Source organism: Plantactinospora sp. DSM 117369, assembly GCF_053764795.1.
Genome location: NZ_CM132446.1, coordinates 2,383,330 through 2,402,168 on the forward strand (window position 1 = coordinate 2,383,330; position 18,839 = coordinate 2,402,168).

Annotated in this window: 15 protein-coding genes, 3 tRNA genes and 1 pseudogene; 9 read left to right on the forward strand and 10 right to left on the reverse strand. The window is 68.9% G+C overall.

Annotation, left to right across the window (positions count from 1 at the left end; all coding sequences use genetic code 11):
• Position 1: 1 nt before the first annotated feature.
• Positions 2–415, reverse strand: coding sequence for an L-rhamnose mutarotase (locus tag ACSMXO_RS10580; protein WP_455417537.1), 414 nt, complete (start codon positions 413–415; stop codon positions 2–4).
• Positions 416–511: 96 nt separating this feature from the next.
• Positions 512–1,546, reverse strand: coding sequence for a LacI family DNA-binding transcriptional regulator (locus ACSMXO_RS10585; protein ID WP_346259504.1), 1,035 nt, complete (start codon positions 1,544–1,546; stop codon positions 512–514).
• Positions 1,547–1,915: 369 nt separating this feature from the next.
• Here ACSMXO_RS10585 and ACSMXO_RS10590 point away from each other — a divergent pair, with 369 nt between their 5' ends.
• The gene (locus tag ACSMXO_RS10590) at positions 1,916–2,875 is read left to right on the forward strand and encodes a DUF6807 domain-containing protein (protein WP_455417538.1); all 960 of its coding nucleotides are present in this window, start codon (positions 1,916–1,918) and stop codon (positions 2,873–2,875) included.
• 49 nt (positions 2,876–2,924) lie between these two features.
• Here the strand turns inward: ACSMXO_RS10590 and ACSMXO_RS10595 are convergent, their stop codons facing one another.
• The 3 genes from ACSMXO_RS10595 to ACSMXO_RS10605 all read right to left on the reverse strand — a co-directional run bounded on the left by ACSMXO_RS10595 (position 2,925) and on the right by ACSMXO_RS10605 (position 5,782).
• A complete protein-coding gene (locus tag ACSMXO_RS10595; RefSeq protein WP_455417539.1) occupies positions 2,925–3,821 on the reverse strand; it encodes a carbohydrate ABC transporter permease in 897 nt (298 codons plus the stop codon).
• Positions 3,818–4,783, reverse strand: coding sequence for a carbohydrate ABC transporter permease (locus tag ACSMXO_RS10600; protein WP_455417540.1), 966 nt, complete (start codon positions 4,781–4,783; stop codon positions 3,818–3,820). The genes ACSMXO_RS10595 and ACSMXO_RS10600 overlap by 4 nt, the downstream gene beginning before the upstream one ends.
• Before the next feature lie 396 nt (positions 4,784–5,179).
• Positions 5,180–5,782, reverse strand: a complete 603-nt coding sequence (locus ACSMXO_RS10605; RefSeq protein WP_455417541.1) for a TetR/AcrR family transcriptional regulator — start codon at positions 5,780–5,782, stop codon at positions 5,180–5,182.
• Between the two features lie 268 nt (positions 5,783–6,050).
• Here ACSMXO_RS10605 and ACSMXO_RS10610 point away from each other — a divergent pair, with 268 nt between their 5' ends.
• The 5 genes from ACSMXO_RS10610 to ACSMXO_RS10630 all read left to right on the forward strand — a co-directional run bounded on the left by ACSMXO_RS10610 (position 6,051) and on the right by ACSMXO_RS10630 (position 10,032).
• Entirely contained in the window at positions 6,051–8,522 is a 2,472-nt protein-coding gene (locus ACSMXO_RS10610) for a TRAP transporter permease (protein WP_455417542.1), read from the forward strand.
• Positions 8,519–9,538 carry a TAXI family TRAP transporter solute-binding subunit gene (locus tag ACSMXO_RS10615; RefSeq protein ID WP_455417543.1) on the forward strand — a complete coding sequence of 340 codons (1,020 nt, stop codon included), beginning with the start codon at positions 8,519–8,521 and terminating at the stop codon, positions 9,536–9,538. The genes ACSMXO_RS10610 and ACSMXO_RS10615 overlap by 4 nt, the downstream gene beginning before the upstream one ends.
• A 230-nt stretch (positions 9,539–9,768) precedes the next feature.
• Positions 9,769–9,841: transfer RNA gene (locus ACSMXO_RS10620), tRNA-Gly, on the forward strand.
• A gap of 32 nt (positions 9,842–9,873) precedes the next feature.
• Positions 9,874–9,944: transfer RNA gene (locus ACSMXO_RS10625), tRNA-Cys, on the forward strand.
• Positions 9,945–9,957: 13 nt separating this feature from the next.
• Positions 9,958–10,032: transfer RNA gene (locus ACSMXO_RS10630), tRNA-Val, on the forward strand.
• Between the two features lie 1,032 nt (positions 10,033–11,064).
• On the opposite strand, the gene ACSMXO_RS10635 is transcribed toward ACSMXO_RS10630, so the two are convergent.
• Positions 11,065–12,222, reverse strand: a complete 1,158-nt coding sequence (locus ACSMXO_RS10635; RefSeq protein ID WP_455417544.1) for an IS110 family RNA-guided transposase — start codon at positions 12,220–12,222, stop codon at positions 11,065–11,067.
• Between the two features lie 503 nt (positions 12,223–12,725).
• Between ACSMXO_RS10635 and ACSMXO_RS10640 the strand changes: the two genes are divergently transcribed.
• Together ACSMXO_RS10640 and ACSMXO_RS10645 are read left to right on the forward strand one after the other, a co-directional pair.
• Positions 12,726–14,093, forward strand: coding sequence for a hypothetical protein (locus ACSMXO_RS10640; protein ID WP_455417545.1), 1,368 nt, complete (start codon positions 12,726–12,728; stop codon positions 14,091–14,093).
• Between the two features lie 302 nt (positions 14,094–14,395).
• Positions 14,396–15,514 (forward strand): hypothetical protein, encoded by a 1,119-nt coding sequence (locus tag ACSMXO_RS10645; RefSeq protein ID WP_455417546.1) that lies wholly within the window; start codon positions 14,396–14,398, stop codon positions 15,512–15,514.
• Between the two features lie 158 nt (positions 15,515–15,672).
• Here ACSMXO_RS10645 and ACSMXO_RS10650 read toward each other — a convergent pair whose 3' ends face one another.
• From ACSMXO_RS10650 to ACSMXO_RS10660, 3 genes and pseudogenes are all read right to left on the reverse strand, one after another.
• Positions 15,673–16,311 (reverse strand): hypothetical protein, encoded by a 639-nt coding sequence (locus tag ACSMXO_RS10650; protein ID WP_455417547.1) that lies wholly within the window; start codon positions 16,309–16,311, stop codon positions 15,673–15,675.
• Positions 16,304–16,717, reverse strand: a complete 414-nt coding sequence (locus tag ACSMXO_RS10655) for a hypothetical protein (RefSeq protein WP_455417548.1) — start codon at positions 16,715–16,717, stop codon at positions 16,304–16,306. Before ACSMXO_RS10655 ends, ACSMXO_RS10650 begins: the two co-directional genes overlap by 8 nt.
• Positions 16,653–16,814 (reverse strand): annotated as a pseudogene (locus tag ACSMXO_RS10660) (SEC-C metal-binding domain-containing protein); the annotation flags it as partial. The pseudogene ACSMXO_RS10660 and the gene ACSMXO_RS10655, both read right to left, overlap by 65 nt.
• A 291-nt stretch (positions 16,815–17,105) precedes the next feature.
• Here ACSMXO_RS10660 and ACSMXO_RS10665 point away from each other — a divergent pair.
• Positions 17,106–17,780 (forward strand): hypothetical protein, encoded by a 675-nt coding sequence (locus ACSMXO_RS10665; protein WP_455417549.1) that lies wholly within the window; start codon positions 17,106–17,108, stop codon positions 17,778–17,780.
• 547 nt (positions 17,781–18,327) lie between these two features.
• Here the strand turns inward: ACSMXO_RS10665 and ACSMXO_RS10670 are convergent.
• Positions 18,328–18,747 carry a peptidase inhibitor family I36 protein gene (locus tag ACSMXO_RS10670; protein ID WP_432876579.1) on the reverse strand — a complete coding sequence of 140 codons (420 nt, stop codon included), beginning with the start codon at positions 18,745–18,747 and terminating at the stop codon, positions 18,328–18,330.
• Between the last annotated feature and the right edge of the window lie 92 nt (positions 18,748–18,839).

Sequence of the window (18,839 nt, forward strand, 5' to 3'; positions counted from 1 at the left end):
GTCAGGCCTCCGTGGTGTCGAGCGTGGTGTTGTCCAGAGCGGTGTTGTCCAGAGCGGTGTTGTCCAGCGCGGTGTTGTCCAGCGTGGCGAGTTGCGAGTCCAGATTGAAGATCTCGTCGAGGACGACGAACCCCTCGTCGGGGCGGCGACCGTCCAGGCCGACGAAGAAGGGGGCCATCTCGGCCTGCCACCGGGCGTTGACGTCGGTGGCCTCCATCGCGGCGAGCGACGCGGCCAGGTCCTCGGTGCGGAAGTGCCCGACCAGCAGCCCGTCGTCGTGCAGGAAGAGGGAGTAGTCGTGCCAGCCGGCCGCGTGCAGCGCCCGGAGCATCTCGGGCCAGACCGCCGCGTGTCGTTCCCGGTATTCGGCCAGCCGGTCGGGCCGGACCCGCAGGACGAAGCACACTCGCCGCATCGGCGGGCCTCCCAACAAATGAACCGTTTCAACAAGCCGCACTCAACATACGAGCGCCGTCACTGAACTGTCAAGAAACCGGGCCGGGTCCGGAGCTCAGCCCGGGGCGCGGGCGTACTGGCTGGACTCCCGGACCACCAGCTCCGGATCGAAGATCACCTGTTTGTGCTGGTGGTTCTCCGGGTCGTTCGCCTCGTCCAGCATCAACTGTGCCGCCGTCTGGCCGAGCCGCTGCCGTGGCTGGCGTACCGAGGAGAGCGGCACCGCCGCCGCGGCGGCGAAGTCGATGTCGTCGTAGCCGACCAGCGCGATGTCCTCCGGTACCCGGACCTGCTGCCGGGTCAGCTCCTGGAGTACGCCGAGCGCCAGCAGGTCGTTGGCGCAGAAGACCGCGGTGGCCCGGGCGGACCGGGGCAGCCCGAGGATCCGGGAGGCGGCGTCCCGGCCGGCCGCCACGGTCGGGCTCGGCGTCTCGAACCGGCGCAGCGTCTCCTCGGCGAGCCCGGCCTCGCGCAGCGCGTGCACGGCGCCGTGGTAGCGGTCCCGCACCTGTTCCAGCCGCCACGGCCCGCCGACGAAGGCGATCCGCCGGTGTCCGGCCTCCACCAGGTGCCGCATCGCCAGTTCGCCGCCGAGCCGGTCGTCGACCGCGACCGAGCAGACGTCCGGCCGGGTGGAGCGCCGGTCCAGCAGGACCACGAGTACGCCCCGCTCGCGGAGCCGGACCAGCCGCTCGTTGGCGTCGTCGACCGGGGTGATCAGCACCCCCTGGACCCGCTGCTCCTCCAGCAGGTCCAGATATCTGCTCTCCTTGGCCGAGTCGCCGTCGCTGTTACAGAAGATCACCGCCATCCCGGCCGCACCGGTGGCGTCCTCGACCCCCTTGGCGACATCCGTGAAAAACGGGTTCGCCACGTCCAGCACGACCAGGCCGAGGGTGCGCCCCCGGCCCCGGCGCAACTGCCGGGCGGCGTCGTTGGGCACGAAACCTAGCTCGTTGATCGCGGCGAGTACCCGGTTCCGGGTCGACGCTGCGACGATGTCGGGCCGGTTGAGCACGTTGGAGACGGTGCCCACCGACACTCCCGCCTGGCTGGCCACGTCGCGGATGCTCACCGCTGGTCCCGGCACCACCGTCTCCTTCCGCAGCCCCCGACCGTCGGGCTGAAACGTGTCAAGGTTATCCGGCGGTTCCGCGCGACGGTGCGGCTGACCGCAGTTCCCGCACGGCGGCCTCCACCGCGTGCGACCGACACTAACTCCCCGGTGCACCGCACCGGGTGCACCTCGCCGGTCCGGTGCCCCGGTACCCCGATGCCCCGATGGTCACGGCTCCCCGGGCCGGCGACGATGCCGTTCGGGACCGCGGGTCCGGACGGCGCGCGGTGCGTGGTTTCCGACCGGCGGCGCCGTCGGTACCCTGTCGGGTCAGGGGAAGCGCTTTCCTGTCGGTGCCGCCGACCGGGGCACCGTGGAACCGACGCACAGAGGGCGGCGAGCATGGGCGAGGACCTGACCGGGGTACGGCTGCGGGTGCGTGGCGAGACCGTCGCGGAGTACGTCCTCGACGACCTGCACGTCGACCCGCGCTGGGGGCGCCGGCCGTACCTGCATCCGGTGCGTACCCTCGCCGGGGTCGTGGTGACCGACACGCTGCCCGAGGACCACCGCTGGCACCTTGGAGTCTCGGTCGCCATGCAGGACGTCTCGGGCACCAACCTCTGGGGAGGCCGGACCTACGTCCGGGATGCCGGCTACACCTGGCTCGACGACCACGGCCGGATCGTGCACGACGGCTGGCTGCCGGACGGATCGCTGCCGGACGGATCTGTGCCGGACGGATCTGTGCCGGACGCGGACGCCGGCGACCGCGACGCGGTGGCCGAGGGCGGCTCGGTCGACGGTCCCGGTGACGGCGGGTTCGCCGAGCGGCTGCGCTGGCTCGACCCGGCCGGCGCGACCCTGCTGACCGAGGAGCGGCGGGTCGGGGCCGCCGAGGTGGCCGGCCGGGCCGACGCCTGGCTGCTCGACTTCGGGTACGTCCTGACCGCACCGGTCGACCGGGACATCCTGCTCGGCAGCCCGGCCACCAACGGCCGGCCGGACGGCGCCGGATACGGCGGCTTCTTCTGGCGGGTCGCCCCGGGGCCCAACCGGGCCTTCACCGCGAGCGCCGAGGGGGAGGAGCGGGTCAACGGCAGCACCGAGCCCTGGCTCGCGATGGTCGGCGCGGCGGGCGGCGGCCGGCCGTACACGCTGGTCTTCGCCGGCCTGGCCGACGGCGACCACTGGTTCGCGCGGACCGGGATCTATCCCGGGGTCTGCGTCGCGCTCGCCTTCGACCGGACCCTGCCGGTCCCGGCCGGCACCTCGGTGCGGCGCCGGCACCGGATCGTGGTCTCGGACGGCGAGCTGACCCGCGACGAGGTCGAGGCGTTGGGGCCGGTCCTGACCTCCTGACCGGCCCCGCGCTCCAAACCCGAACCCGAACCCGAACCCGAACCGACCCTCAGCCCTTCAGGCCGGAGGTGGCGATACCCTCCACCAGATAACGCTGGAAGGCCAGGAAGAAGAGCATCACCGGAACGATGCTCAGCACCGACATCGCGAACATCGGGCCGTACGCCGACTCGCTGGTCTGGTCGATGAAGAGCCGCAGCGCCAGCGGCAGGGTGTACGACTCCGGGTCGTTGAGGTAGACGAGCTGGCTGAAGAAGTCGTTCCAGGTCCAGATGAAGGTGAAGATCGCGGTGGTGACCAGGGCCGGCTTGAGCAGCGGCAGGATCACGTACCGGAAGGTGAGCACCGGGCCGCAGCCGTCGATCTCGGCAGCGTCGTCCAACTCCCGGGGCAGGCCCCGGATGAACTGCACCATCAGGAAGACGAAGAACGCGTCCGTGGCGAGCAGCTTGGGCAGGATCAGCGGTACGAACGTGCCGACCAGATCCAGCTTCTGGAAGATCGTGTACTGCGGGATCAGCACCACGTGGTACGGCAGCATGATGGTCAGCAGGGTGAACGCGAACAGTGGCCCGCGCAGCCTGAACCGCAGCCGGGCGAAGGCGTACGCGGCCAGCGCGCAGGAGATCAGGTTGCCGATCACCGCGCCGACCGCCACGATCAGCGAGTTGGTGAAGAACTGCCAGACGCCGATGCCCGCGATCCCGTCCAGCGCGGCGGAGTAGTTCTCCGGCGCCAGCCGGGTCGGCAGCAGGCTCAGGCTGGACAGGATCTCGTCGGTTGGCTTGATCGAGGTGGCCAGCAGCCACACCACCGGATACAGCAGCAGGGCCAGTACGGCGATGATCAGCGTGTGCCAGCCGACCGTACGCAGCCGGGCACCGGTCGCGCCCGGCCGCCGAGCCGCCGGAGTGCGGGTCGACAGGCCGTCGGAGAGCGTGCTCACCGTTCCTCCCCCGAGTAGAACACCCAGCGGCGCGAGGTGCCGAAGAACAGTGCCGTGATGATCGCGATGACCAGCAGCAGCAGCCAGGCCATCGCCGAGGCGTAGCCCATCCGGAACTGCGAGAACCCGCGTTCGTAGAGGTAGAGCGTGTAGAACAGGGTCGAGTTGCTCGGCCCGCCCCGGCCACCGCTGACGATGAACGCCGGGGTGAACGCCTGGAACGCGTGGATCGTCTCCAGCACCAGGTTGAACAGGATGATCGGGGAGAGCATCGGCAGCGTCACCGACCGGAAGGTGCGCCAGGCGCCCGAGCCGTCGACCGCGGCGGCGTCGTACAACTCGGTCGGGATCTGCTTCAGACCGGCCAGGAAGATCACCATCGGCGCGCCGAACTGCCAGACGGCGAGGATGATCAGCACGTAGAGCGCGTAGTCCGGCTCGTTGATCCAGCCGCCGGTGTCCCAGCCGACGCTGCCGGTGACCGAGTCGACCACCCCGGCGTCGGTGAACATCGCCCGCCAGACCAGCGCGATCGCCACGCCGGTGCCGAGCAGCGAGGGCGCGTAGAAGGCCGACCGGTAGAAGCCCTGCCCGCGCCGCTTGCGGTTGAGCAGCAGGGCCACCGCGAGGGCGGCGGCCAGCTTCAGCGGTACGGAGATCAGCACGTACATCGCGGTGACCTTGGCCGAGGCGAGGAACCGCGCGTCGTCGGCGAAGAGCCGCTGGTAGTTCTCCAGGCCGACCCACTCCGGAGAGGTGAAGAGGTCGTAGTCGGTGAACGACAGGTAGAGCGAGGCGAGCATCGGGCCGACGGTCAGCAGCAGCGCCCCGACGACCCAGGGGGAGAGGAAGAGGTACGCGATCCCGGGCCGATTGCGTCGGTATCGGGGCCGGGCTCCGGCAGCGGCGCCGCCCGGTGCGGCGGGCCGGGGCGGCGGCCTGCGCAGGGTCCCAGTTGTCATGGTCGACTTCCCATCGGCTCCTGGCGGCCACACCCTCGCCGGGTGTGTGCACGCGCCCCGGTGGTGAGGCGGTGATGAAACCATTCAACAAACCGCACGAAGGTACCGCCGGCGGGCGGGGCCTGTCAACGGAGGCTCTCCCGACCGGAGTGGAGTCCGGGCTGGTTGGAGGAATGTCCGGCTGTGGATGAATCGATTCAGGAGGACGATCGGGGCTCGGGACGCCAGCCCGTCCCGGCCGAACGCGGCGACCGGCCGGTCCTGCCCGGGTACACCCCGCCCGCCGGGGAAGTGCCCCGGGCCGAGCGGGGATCTCCGGTCGGCCCGACACAGTGGGTCTCGGGTCAGTCCAGTTGCCGCGGGTCCCGGGTCAGTCCAGTTGCGACGGGTCTCCGGTCAGTCCAGTTGCTCGGGAAGCAGCCCGAGTTCGCGGGCGACCGAGAGCCGCACCCACTCGGTGAGCTGACGGCGTGGGACGATCCGGTCGTGCACCGCCATCTGCACGGCGAGCCCGTCGATCAGGCCGTTGATCCGCCAGGCGGCCCCGGCCGGGTCGTCGCAGCTGAACACCCCGGCCGCGACCCCGGCCGAGATCACCTCGCCGAGCCCCTCCCGCCGGCGCAGGTCCAGCCGCCGCGACACCTTCTCCAGTTCCGGCGTACGCAGCGACTCCGACCACCCGTCGATCCACATCGCCCACGACCGGGACCGGCCCGGCAGGGTGTAGAGGCGGAGCAGTTTCTTCAACTTGACCAGCGGGGGGGCGGGAGACCGGAGCACTGCCTCCAGCCGGGCCAGATCCTGCTCCGCGGCGTACGCGAACGCCTGGGCGACCAGTCGCTCCTTCGTGGCGAAGTGGTAGAAGACCAGCGCCTGACTCACCCCGGCGGCCTGGGCCACGTCGGCGGTACGCGTGTTGGCCAGGCCCCGCGTCGCGATCACGTCGCAGGCGGTGCGTAGTAGCGCATCCAGGCGCACCTCTGCCGCACGTCTCGTCACGCGGCTACGTTAGCCCATTCCGGCCGGCACAATAAGCTATCAACACGTCGGATAAGTTACTAGCGGGTCAGACTGTCCACTAGCGCCTCAGAAGCCGCACGCCCCGGCACCGGTAACCGAGCCCCCTGACCCCCGCCCAGCAGGGGTGCAGCGGCGGAGGGCTGCCGGGTGGGCCGGCCGGCGCAGCCAGTCAACCGCCCGGCCCGGCGGGCCAACCACCGGACGGAGAAGATCGGCAACCATCGGTACCCCGTAGTAGTGTCCGCTCATGCCAGACGGTGTGGCCGAAATCCCTCCGGCGACAGGCCCCGAACCCGGGCCGGACCGGCCGGCGGAAACCCCCGCCCGTCATCCGGGGCGGTCGGCGGAAACGTCCGCCCGTCATCCGGGGCGGTCGGCGGAAGCGCCCGGCCGGATCGGGCGGGACGAACTGCCCGCGCTGGCCACCCCGGACGTCGCCACCGCCGCCGTGACCTATGACGACGAGGAGCGGCCGGCCCGGCAACTCAGCGGCCCGGTCGAGGTCGGGGTGGCGGTGGTCGCCTTCGTCGTCGCGCTGCTGGTGCTCTGGCAGGTGTTCCGGCCACTGTCCCAGGGCAGCCAGTTCTATCTGATCGTCTTCCTGACCGGCGTACTGCCACTGGTCTTCCTCGCGTACCGGTCGGGGCTGCGGCTGCCGGACCGGCTGGCGAGCCGGCTGCCGGCGGTCGCCCCGCGCCGCGTACCCGATCCGGATGCTCCGGCCGCGTCGCGCCGGGACCTGCCGACGGTGCCGGACTGGCTGCTGGCCGGGCTGGCCCTGGTCGTCTGCCTCTATCCGGTGCTGCCGGTCGCGATCGGCGACGCCGGCGGTGGCTACGACGCCTTCCTCGACCGGCAGGGGCTGCTCGCCCCGGTCGACGTGTTGATGGGCGCGCTGCTCCTGGTACTCCTGATCGAGGCCTGCCGGCGCACCACCGGCTGGATCCTGCCGGTGGTCTGCCTGCTCTTCCTCGGCTACGGCTACTACGGCGGGCTGCTGCCGCAGAGCTGGGCGATCGCGCACGCCGGGCTCGACTTCGGACAGATCGTCGACGCGCTCTACAACTCCGGCAGCGGTTTCTACGGCACCCCGCTGGACGTCGCCGCCACCTACATCGTGCTGTTCACGATCTACGGTGCGGTACTCGACCTCTCCGGCGCCGGACGGTTCTTCGTCGACCTGTCGGTGGCCGCGTTCCGGCGGTCCCGCAGCGCCGCCGGCCGCACCGCCGTCGCCTCCGGATTCCTGCTCGGCACCGTCTCCGGCTCCGGCACCGCCACCGCGGTCAGCGTCGGCGCCGTCACCTGGCCGATCCTGCGCCGCGCCGGCTACCCCGCCGAACACGCTGGCGGCATGCTGGCGGCGGCCGGGGTCGGCGCGATCCTCTCGCCCCCGACCCTGGGCGCGGCGGCCTTCATCGTCGCCGAATACCTGGAGGTCTCCTACCTGACCGTGCTCGGCTGGGCGGTGATCCCGACCCTGCTCTACTACCTCGGCATCCTGCTCGCCGTCGAGATCGACGCCCGCCGGTTCAAGGTACGCCCGGTCGAGGTGGCCACCGGCTCGGCGTGGCGGTTGCTGGGCCGGTTCGGCTACCACTTCTCCTCGCTGATCGTCATCGTCGTGCTGCTGGCCGTCGGGGTGAGCGCCACCCGGGCGGTCGTCTACGCCACCGGGCTGGCGGTGCTGCTCAGCTTCCTCGACCGGCGGAGCTGGCTGACCCCACGTCGGATCTTCACCGCCCTCTCCGCCGGGGTCCGCGGCGTGCTCCCGGTCGCCGCGGTCTGCGGCGCGGCCGGCATCATCACCGCCACCACCACCAAGACCGGGCTCGGCGCGCAGTTCGCCTCGCTGCTGGTCCGGGGCGCCGAGGCACTGACCGACAACCCGACCGTGGTGCTGGCGCTGACCGTGGTCTTCGCCGCGGTGGCGCTCTCACTGCTCGGACTGGCCGTACCGGTCACCGCCTCGTTCATCATCGGCTGGGTGATCATCGGTCCGGCGCTGCTCGCGCTCGGCGTACCGGCCCCGGCGGCGGCGATGTTCGTCTTCTACTACTCGGTGCTCTCCGAGGTCACTCCGCCGACCGCGCTGGCCGCGGTGGGCGCGGCGGCGATCACCGGCGGCCGGACCGTGCCCACCATGTGGCAGGCGCTCAAGTACGCCCTGCCGGCGTTCCTCGCTCCGATCGCCTTCGTGCTCACCGGGCCGGGGGAGTACCTGCTCGGCCGGGGCTCACCGGTCGAGGTGCTCTGGGCGGGGCTGGTCGGCTGTCTCGGCGTGGCGGCGCTCGCCGTGGCCACCGGTGGCTGGCTGCTCGGCGTCGGGCCGGTCGGGGCGGTCGAACGGTCCCTCAGCGCCGTCGCCGGCCTGCTGCTGCTCTACCTGCACCCGGTGTCGATCGCGATTGGCGGCACGCTGGTCGTCGTCGCCGTGCTGGCCGGACTGGCGCGCCGGCGCCGTATGGCCGGGACCCGGTCGGTGGTCGAGGAGGTGGTGGCCGAGGAGGTCGACCCGGCGGTGCCAGGCTCCCGGGGCGGCGGTGACCGGCACGTCGAGGCCGGACCGGGCGGCGCGGACGCGCAGCGGTCGGGGCCGGAGAGCACGCCGGTGCCGGCCGCCCCGGATTCCCGGGTGGACGACGGTTCCCGGGCGGACGACGACACCGGGCCGAGGGGCCGGGGAATCGGTTCGAGCGTGGGAGAGGATGCGAAATGAGGCGTACGACGAGGATCGTGGCGGCGGTCGCCGCCGCCGGCCTGGGGCTGACCGGCCTGGCCGGCTGTGGTGGTCGGCAGGACACCGCCAGTACCGACGCGGGCGGCGACGTCACCTGTGAGGTGGGTACGGAGACCCGGATCGGAATCGCCACCGGCAACGCGACCGGGGTCTACTTCGCGCTCGGCAACGCGTACGCCGAGCAGGTCTCCAACGCGCCGGGCAGCAAGGTCAAGGCCACCGCGGCCGAGACGGGCGCCTCGGTGCAGAACATCCAGCAGCTCGTCGCCGGCACGTACGCGGTGGCGTTCTCGCTGGCCGACACCGCCGCCGACGCGGTGCAGGGCACCGGCAGTTTCGAGGGGCAGCGGCAGCCGGTGCAGGCGCTGGCCCGGATCCACACGAACTTCACCCAGGTGATCGTCCGTAACGGTGCCGGGATCAATTCGGTTGCCGACATGCGGGGCAAGCGGGTCTCCACCGGTTCGCCGAAGTCCGGTACCGAGGTGATCGCGAACCGGCTCCTCCAGGCGGCCGGGCTCGACCCCGCCAAGGACATCCAGGCGCAGCGGCTGGACCTGGCCAAGACCGTCGACGGGATGAAGGACGGCTCGATCGACGCGCTGTTCTGGTCGGGCGGCCTGCCGACACCGGGCATCACCGACCTGCTCACCACGGCCAAGGGCCAGGTCAGCTTCCTGGACATCACCCCGCTGCTGGCCGAGATGAAGAAAATCAACCCGGTGTACGAGGAAGGTGCGATCCCAGCCGCCACCTACGGCACTCCGGCGGACGTCAAGACCATCGTGGTACCAAACTTCCTGCTGGTGAAGGACGACCTGGACGCGAACCTGGTCTGCGTACTGACCAAGGCGCTCTTCGACCGGAAGCCGCAACTGGAGCAGGCCAATGCGGCGGCCAAGGAAATCAGCCTGGACACCGCCCGTAAGACCGACCCGGTACCCCTGCACCGCGGTGCCGCCCAGGCCCTCGACGACCTCAACGCCGCGAAGTAACCGTCCGACCCCCGCGCCACCGTCCCTTCATTCCAGGTTCCTAGGATGCTTAGGGGCGGTGGCCCGGACCGGGGCGGACGATCAAGGCTTCGACCAGGCTGAAGTCGCCGATGTCGGGGGTGCGGGTGGGTGTCCTGGACCTGTTGACCCGCCGACCGGCCCCCGAGTTGGCATCTGTTCGCGGCCTCGGCTAAAGTTCTCATCCGTCACCAGGAAACACCGGATGACAAGCGGACGTAGCGCAGTTGGTAGCGCATCACCTTGCCAAGGTGAGGGTCGCGGGTTCGAGTCCCGTCGTCCGCTCGGAGATGCCGCCACATGTCGGGGGCTACCTCGGTGGAGTGGCCGAGAGGCGAGGCAACGGCCTGCAAAGCCGTGTACACGGGTTCAAATCCCGTCTCCACCTCGGCTACAAGCGAGGGCGATTGGCGCAGTGGGAGCGCGCTTCCTTGACACGGAAGAGGTCACTGGTTCAAACCCAGTATCGCCCACCAGCTATATAAGCAGGTCAAATGGCTCGTTACCAGATCATCGGTAACGAGCCATTCTGTTGTTGCTCCTTACGTTGGGAGCAAACTGGGAGCACATGATCGTCGGCGGCGACCCAGCGGCGGGTCCAAGCAAAGGATGACGCGGTACGGGGAAGTTGCCTCAGCCGGGTGAGTGAAGGCGCGGTCGGGAGCGGTTCGGCCGGGGTGAGTCGCGTGTGACGGTGGTGTCGGACGAGGTGCAGGAGGACGACGCCGACCTCCCACGGCGGCTTGCACTGCTCAGTTGCCGGTCCAGCCGTTACGACGAGCGGGTGCGTTGCGCCGGTGTCTGAACCGGGACGCGGTCGGGCCGGGCCCGATGGTGGCCTGTTGGCGGCGTGGTGCGCGCATGGTGAGCGACGCCGGTACGGCCGCCGGCTCGTTGCCACCGCCAGCGGGTCCGGCAGATCGTGCTCGACGCTGCGTGGGAGCCGTCGTTCGTGCAGCCGCTGCCCGGTGAGAGGCTGCCGCTGATCCGCGTCCCGGATGCGCGGTCCCTGGCCGACCGCGTAGATCTGAACCGCCGACGGGCCGAAGCTGGGCGGAGTACTTCGACAAGCCCTGTTCGGACCGAGTCAGCTGTCCCGGCACGAACTCGCCTGCTGACGACGACCGACTCACACCACGTGCGGGCGTAACCACCACGGTCTCCCTACGTGGCGCGGGGATCCATAGGCTGCTGGTCGACGGGAACCAGGGCCGCGCACGTCGACGGGAACCAGGGCCGCGCACGTCGACGGAAATGCACCGATCTCCGACCCGCCGACCCCGATCCGACTCGAACCCGATACACCCGCTGGCGGCGACCCGGCTCGCCGCCTCGACGGCCGCGAGGTCTGGCAGGCACAACCGTTCTGCCGTGGACAAGTCCTGTACGTGTTCAACCCGGCCTGTGCCACCACCACACTCGACGTCCGCTCTGTGACCGGTCTACCATAGCGATCAACGTCCGGATTTGGCTCCCCTCTGTGTCAAGAGGCGGAGAGGATTGGTGTTCTAGGCTGGTTGGAGGCCGGGTCCGGGAAGTGACTGTTCCGAAGTGCCGGCTGTCGGGATTGAGCTGGCCGCGCTGGATTGAAGTGTCGCTCCCACTTGTCCTCCCGGACCCGTCGCTCCTGCTCCGGCATCCTTGATCATCTGCTTGTAGACCAGGTCGGAAAGTCGTCGTTTCAGGGCGCGCATGGCTTCCATGGTGGTCTTGCCGGCGGCGAGTTTGCGCCGGTAGTAGGCTCGCCCCTCGGTGTCGTGGCGGAGCTGGACGACAGCCATGATGTGCACGACCCGGTTGATGCGACGGTTCCCGGCCCGGGACAGGCGGTGGCGTCGCTGGTCACCGGAGGACGCGTCGATGGGGGCGGTGCCGTTCCAGGAGGCGAAGTGCCCGCGGCTGGCGAACCGGTGGATGTCACCGATGTCGCCGATCAGCCGGGCAGCTCCGGACGGGCCGATGCCGGTGAGTTCCAGGAGGTTGCTGCCGGTGGCCTCGACGAGTTCGGTCAACTGTGTGTTCGCGGCCTTGATCTTCTTGTCGATGCTCGCGAGTTCAGTGATCAGCTCCGAGGCGAGTTGCCGGCGGGTGCGTCCGACGATGTCGCGGGGTCGTACGGTGTTCAGCAGTGCGCGGGCTTGTGGCGCGGACAGGAATCTCTTCGCCCCGCCCGGGACGAGTCCCAGGATTAGATGATGCAGTCGGCTGACGGTCTCGGTGCGGGTTCGGCCGAGAGTGTCGCGGCGATCGACGAGCAGCCGCAGCGCGACGGTGGCGTCATCGGCGGTGACCTGCCGCAATCCTTCGGTGCGCAGGGCTGCCACTGCCACGGAGTGCGCGTCGACGGGGTCGGTCTTGCGGCCCTGGCCGGTGGCGAACACCCGGGCCCGGGCGGAGAGCTTCGCGGGCACGTCGACGACGGTCTCACCGTCGGCCACGAGGCGTTGGGCGATGTGCCGGCCGATGCCGTTGCAGCCCTCGACCGCCCACAGGCGTTCCTTGTACTGCCGGCCGAGCGCGAGCATCGCATGGTAGCCGACGGTGTCGGTGCCGAACCGGCCCTGCGCCAGGACCTTCTCACGGTCGTTGATGACCTCGATCGTCGCGGAGCGTTTGTGGGGATCCATGCCGATGATCACGCGTGCCATGCTGTCCTCCTCGACCACACCGAGCTGATGTCGGCGAGGAGGGCAGCGCTACTTCGAGCTGGGCAAACCCCTCTTGAGCCTCTCCGCGCCACGGTGACCGACGGGCCGCACGCCAAATGAGAGCCACACCAGGTTGCGGTGGGCAGCCGCGATCAGAGCTATCCCGCCGGTCACCTCGACCAAGCCTGGCCGGGCTGCGGTCGTAGGTCCAGTAAACAAGTAGCCGCCGTCCGTGCGCGCCGTTGCCAGCGAGGCCGTCACCTTCGGTAGCCGTGGATCCCAGCGCGGCCAGGTGCGAGGACGTCCGGTCGTGCCGATGTCCGGGCGTTGGTGCACCCTGGGGCGAGACAGGGGTTCGACGCGCGTTGTATGTTCCCCCGACGATGTACGCCGCTGCGTACGCGTCGCGAATCGCGTTGCCCAGCCCTTTGTCCGGGAGTGCTGTGTCTGCCTCGCCGATCCTGCTTGCTCTAGCAGGTAACCCTGCGCTGCTCTCGGAGCACATCGATGTCCTTGCGGCTATGGGGCATCCAGAGTTGTTGCGGGAGCTGGCGCGGGAGCAGCGCCTAACCTCGGCCCAGTCATACTTCCTTGCCGGAAGTGGGCAGCGCGACATTTTGGTAGCGCTTATCGAGTCGGGAAATCTCGCGATTGAGCGGATTCCAGACGGTGACCCATGGGCGCTGCTCGCCGTCATCAACCGGGTCGACGCACCTGACGACTTGCTGTCCAGGCTCGGCTCCTGGCCGGACACCGCGGTGCGTCTGGCGTTGGGCAACTATGCGTCGGAGCGCCTGGACGTCGCGCAGCTCGTGGCCGACGATGAAGACTGCTCGGTGGCTGCGTCCGCCGGCCGCCTCTGGGAACTTCCCGAGACGCTGGCGTTGCGGCTGTCGCGACGTGCTGAGGCGTGCGTCCGGGTCACCCTGGCGTCGAACATCCATACTCCTGGCATCGTTTTGGCTGACCTGATCGGCCATGGTGGCGAGCCCTCGATGAGCCCGTGTCCGCACTGGCCCGACGTCGTGGCGGCGCTGTGCGAGGTACGTCGGCTGGCCGCGGGCAATCAGGCGACTCCCGTAGCAGCGGTTGAGCCTCTGACCGCCGAATGTGATCCCGCGTTGGTGCTGGCACTCTCGAGCCGAGCAGACCTACGCGACGAGACCTACGAGCGGCTTCTGTCACTGCGCGACCACGACGTGATGGTTCGCGTCGCGATGAACTGGGCGGCGCCTCCTGATCTACTCCGCGAGCTGTACGATCTTGAGGCTGGCCGCTGGCAGAGCTATGTGCTGGCGAATCCACGCACTCCACTGGACCTGCTCGTGCGGCACAGCCGCGAGGGCGGCTCACCGCGGACCGATAACCACCCGGACCTCGACGGGTTGCTCGGATTGGCCACGCACCCAGACCCGCGGGTCAGGCTGGTCGCGGCTGCAAGCCACAGGTTGCCGGCAGACGTCCGCGCGACTTTGATCCGAGATGCGGACTTCGACGTCGCATGCCGGGCTGTCCGCTACTACTCCGTGCCCTCCGAGCAGGTCCGCGCGATTGCAGCGCGCTATGGTCCACTCGTTTCCTCGCTGGTGGCTGGGCATCCATCTTGCCCGCCCGATGTCCTGCTCACCATCGCCACGGATCCGCTGAGCTCAGCCGAGGCCATCATCGATGTCGCCGTACATGAAGCAGCGCCGCCCACCGCGTTGGCTGCCTGCCTTCAACATCCGCATGCCGCCGCCTACGTCGCCTGTAATCCGGCGACGCCGCCGGACATGCTGATCGAGCTGGCGTCCCATTCGGATCCCCATGTGATCCTGGAGCTTGCGAGAAATCCGAGCCTTCCCGCAGTAGCCGCTCATCGCATCCTCGAAAAGTTCGCGACCGACTGACCCGCCGCCCAGCCACCGCCACCACGCATTCATCTGCCGCTGAGCACGCGAGGCGGCCGGCTCTGCACAGTCACGAGCGAGGCGGCCGGCTCTGCACAGTCACGGAGCGTGGCGGCGTACGGCTTGCGCGCCCGTCCGACCATGCCGAGAGGCGTGCGTGCTGGTCGGTCAGTAGCCGTCACGTTCGTTGCGTGCCGGTCCTAGACATCGGTGCGGCATGACAGGCGCTGCCGCTTGCTGAAGGACACGCAGGGTGGGACGATCGCAACCATGATCGAAAGAATCGAGTCCTCCGTCCGCCGGTGAGCGTGACGCCCGAGCCTGAACTGCTCGGACCCCAGATCGCTCTGTTCGAACACGCTCTGCGTCTCCATCAGCAACACCCCGACGGTGCACTGCCTCGCGACGGTAAGCCATATCCGGACGAAGACCGTCACCGCTCGCGACCGTCATACCGACGGGTAAGGGATCGACGCCTCTACGGGGCCGATGTCGCCGTCGTCCTCGACAAACACTTCAGCCAGCCCGACGCGCAGGCGAGTGAACTGGTCGACGCCTTTCGCGAGGTCTACGTCCCGATCCAGCGCAACGACCACATCGTTGCCGCGGCGCTACGCGCGGATCGGCAGCGCATGCGGCAGACCGGTCGGTGGTTGGTGCGGCACAGCATCGATCGCAATGCCGCCACTGTCGGGCTCGCGCTGCTGGCCGCCGATTGGGCCGAGGAAGACATCCCGCTAATCCAAACCATCGGTCTGTTGTCGAACCATTTCGGGCCGTTGGCCGCCGAGGCGTTGCAGCGCCGCCGTGGAGGTGCAGAAGCGCTGATGTGGCTCGCCGAACGCGTCGCCGGCTGGGGCCGGGTCTACGTCGTCGAGGCGCTATGCCGACAAGGCGCCACCAGTTCCCGGGCATGGCTTCTGCGCCATGCCTGCGACGGCGACTACCTCAACGGCTACTTCGCAGGCGAGGTTGCCACCACAGCGCACCTGCACGAGGCGGTCACCGGCACCGATGTCGACGATGACCTGGTCGATCACACCGGCCGGCTACTGAGGATCATGGCCGACTGCGGTGGCATGGGCATGACTCTCGAGCACTACCCGCCGGCATCTGCCGTGTTGGCTGCGCATGCTGCTCACCTCGCCAAGCAGCCGCCGGCAGCGAACCGATACGTCGATGCCGCGATCATCGCCGACCATCTGACGGCCAAGCCCCCGAACCGGTGCGGCTGCACTACTGAGCAGCGGGACCGCATCGTGCAGCAGTACCTCGCAATACTCGACCGGCCGGATTGGCGCGCCGCGGTCCGTGAGGGTCCTGGCATGAATAGCGATTTCTTCGCCTGGTTCACCGGCCACGTAGCGGCGCGGCTGCGTCTCGGCGCGGTTTCTGACGTCGCCGAGAATGGCGGACGATGAACTACGCCGCCGACAGCGCCCGGTCGAGGCGGTGCACACCGATGCCGGGCGACCGTCGCACGTGCTTCGGCCGACGGGGTTGTCGGCGTACGCCTTAATAAACTGGGCATGATTTTCGTAGCCGGAGATCGCCAGGGCGTCCTGAGCCGGTGACGGGCTCAGGCTTCCCTATTGTCGACCCAGCGGCAGAACGGGTCCGTGGTGTCCTCGTCGCCCATCTCGGCGGGCTGCGACACGATCTCCAGCCCGGTCGCCGGGGCGGTGACACCGAAGGTGCGGTGCAGCCAGTCCCGGTAGGGCGCATTGACGATCTCGTGGTCGGCATCCCACGGCTCGGGCGGCGCGCCGAACTCCTCGTTCCAGCAGATCTCCCGGTAACCGATCGCCAGCAGCCGCAGAAAGTCGACCGCATCGTCGGTGAGCACACACGTCATCATCGAACCGCTGCCCGAACCGAGATGAACGATCTTGACCCGTCCCTCACCGTCGCGCCACAGCGCGGCCATCGAACCCTCGCCACCGGTCTGTGCGAACGGCCACAACCGCGCGGCCGCATCCGGAACCGACTCGTCGAACCAGGACCGTGCGTACGACAGGGTCTGCTCGGCGGTGTAGCCACGCAACTCAATCGAGGTGCCCACCCAGCCGTCGTCGCTCAACGAGCCGTACAGATCCCCGTCGTGCCCTTTCACCACGAAACCCTGCTCGTCGACCCAGCCGAAGAGCAGGCGCAGCGGCTCCGGTAGGTCGAATCCGTCCGGCACCCGGGCCAGCGTCGTCTTGAGGAAGTCACCCACGCCCGGCAGCGTACGAGATCACCTCGCCCTGCCACAGTCCCAGCCGCACCGCCCGGTCGCCGACGTGCAGGGTGCCGCCGACCAGCCGGCCGGCCTCGTCGCGCTCCGGGTCCCAACCGCTCAGCACTCCCGCGATCACCGAGGCGAACGGCTCCTCGCCGGAGGCGTCCCGCCCGGCCCAGCGGCCACCGTCGTAGTCGTAGTCGTAGGCCGACCGCCAGCTCTCGTCACCCGGAGCCGTCGGCACGATCGTCAGGGACCAGTCACTGCGCCCGTCGAACAGCAGCCCACGGCCGTCGTCCACGACGAGGTGGACCGGCCCGGTGGTGAGATCGACCGGGTCACCGGGCCAGTGCCAGGCCAGCCGCGTGACCGCGGCCAGCCGGCAACCGATCAGCATGTCCATCAGAATGGTTCCGCCAGTAGTAGTGACCGTTGGTGTCATCGAACCGGCTCTTGGCGCGGCAGCACCGGCGAAACCGCCGTCCTGAGCCGCACGGGCAGTGATCTTTGCCGCCGCATCATAGAGATATTGCTGTTCACACAGCTCTACGAGCCCGCAGCCAATCCGCCATCGGTCCGCGATCCGCTCGATTCGTCGATCGCCACGACCGCTGGCGCGTCTCAGCACGAGTCAGCGCACTGATCTGCCGCCGACCGGTGCGTTGGCCGGCCGCATGTCGGTCACCGTCCGTAATCCGAGCCTCGTTCTCGGCCGCGCCCCACGTGCACGCTCGTGCCGATGAGCGGTCACCGTCTGAGGGCGTGGTGGGCTCGTATGGTGTTATCGCTTCGTGGGATGGAACGAGGCGACGTATGAGATTCTCGGCGGTTCCGACGAGTCAGCGGAAGCACGTGACGAGCTTGCCGTACTCGAGGGATGGATCGGAGGAGCACTTGCGGAGTCCGTCCGCGAGTGGTACCTGCTCGGCGGTGATCGACGTCTGGCCTCGATCAGCTCGAACCTGGTCACCCAGACGCGGGACTTCACGAGCCCGAGGGTGAGTCGTTTCCTCGACAACGGATACCTCCTACTTGCTACCGACAGCCAGCACTGCTGTCGGTGGGTCGTGGCGGTCTCGGCAGCTCACGGCAACCCACCGGTGTATCTGATCGACCCGGACGACGACACCTGCACGACGCGAAGCCGCTACGCCGATACGTTCTCCGACTACGCCTTCACGGCTTCCTGGGATGCGGCCCTCTGGAAGGGGGTGCTGTCGGCCGACTTCGACCATCCCCTTCCACCCGATGCCCTCGACACGCTCAGGCTCCGGCTCACCGCACTCCCGACCACCCACGGATGGGCCATGAACCAGGGCTGCGACGCGGTGTACCGATTCGGCGGCCCCGCAAAGGTCGCCGTCGCCGTCACGGGGAGTACGGCTTTGTGGAGCGCGATCGCGGCACCATCCACCGCCCAACGAGACGCCTTAGCCACGCTGATCGGCGCCACGCCGGGCCACTGACCTTGGGCTTCGAATACCTTCCGCCCGGCCTGACCTTGAGCGCGTAGATCAAGACGTTGATCCGCCGCACAGCACGTGCGGCGGCGGGCTGCGTACGGGTCACCGAGCGTGGCGACGTACGTTCGGCGCGGCGTCCGATCATGCCGAGATGAGGGTGCGACACGAGGTCGCACGTGTCGAGTGAGTACGTCGATTGGAGGTCGGGTGTAGATGCCCGAGGCATGGCTCGCGGTCAGTATCCGAGATCGGTGGTGAGTAACCGTCGGGCGCGAAGTTCAGGAGAAGCCCAAGGGCACCCATTCCGGCTGGGTGCAATAGGCATCGCGCACTTGCCTTCGGGGCGGTCCAACGCCGATGATGCCTGACTTCCTGCGCCGTGATCGTCCACAATCTCACCCGCGCCGCCGAGATCTCCCCGCCCCGGCCTACGCCGCTGTCGGCCTGCCAGATCCATCGAGGCCCGGGGTAGGAGTTCAATGAGGTGCGGGACCGGCGCCGGACGGAGATCCGGCGCCGGTCGGTGCTTGCTAAGAGCGTTCTCGGACACTCAGAGGAATCGGTGTGAGGCGTTGTCGAGGTAGGTGTTGCTCAGGTTTCGCGATGTGCCGGCAGCCACGTTGTCGTACGGACCACCGTAGTTGCTGTTGTAGTAGACACGGACGGGCCGGGAACTGCGATTCCACGCCGATGTGGCATTGTTCTTAATACATTCGCCCTGCCCTATCCCAGACGACCGAAACTCGTAGCAGCTGGGCTGGGTGGACCCGTAGTTTGCGAGTGATGCCGTGAAGTCAGAAAGCGACCCCGTCAGGTTGTGTCCCCAGTAGAAGCAGATTTCGCCGGATTCGCATATACCGTTCCTGGGGGTGGCCGCCGAGGCGGCGGACGGAGCCAGCGCCGCGAAAAGCGACGCGGATCCGAGAACGAGGATCATTGCGCGTGCGATGGTCATCCTGGTTTTGGTCATCTCTTTCCTTTCGATCCTGACACCTTCGCTGTATCGGTGCGTAGGTGGCCTGGATGCTCGTCCAAGCCGGGTGGGTCGGATCTTCTGTCCGA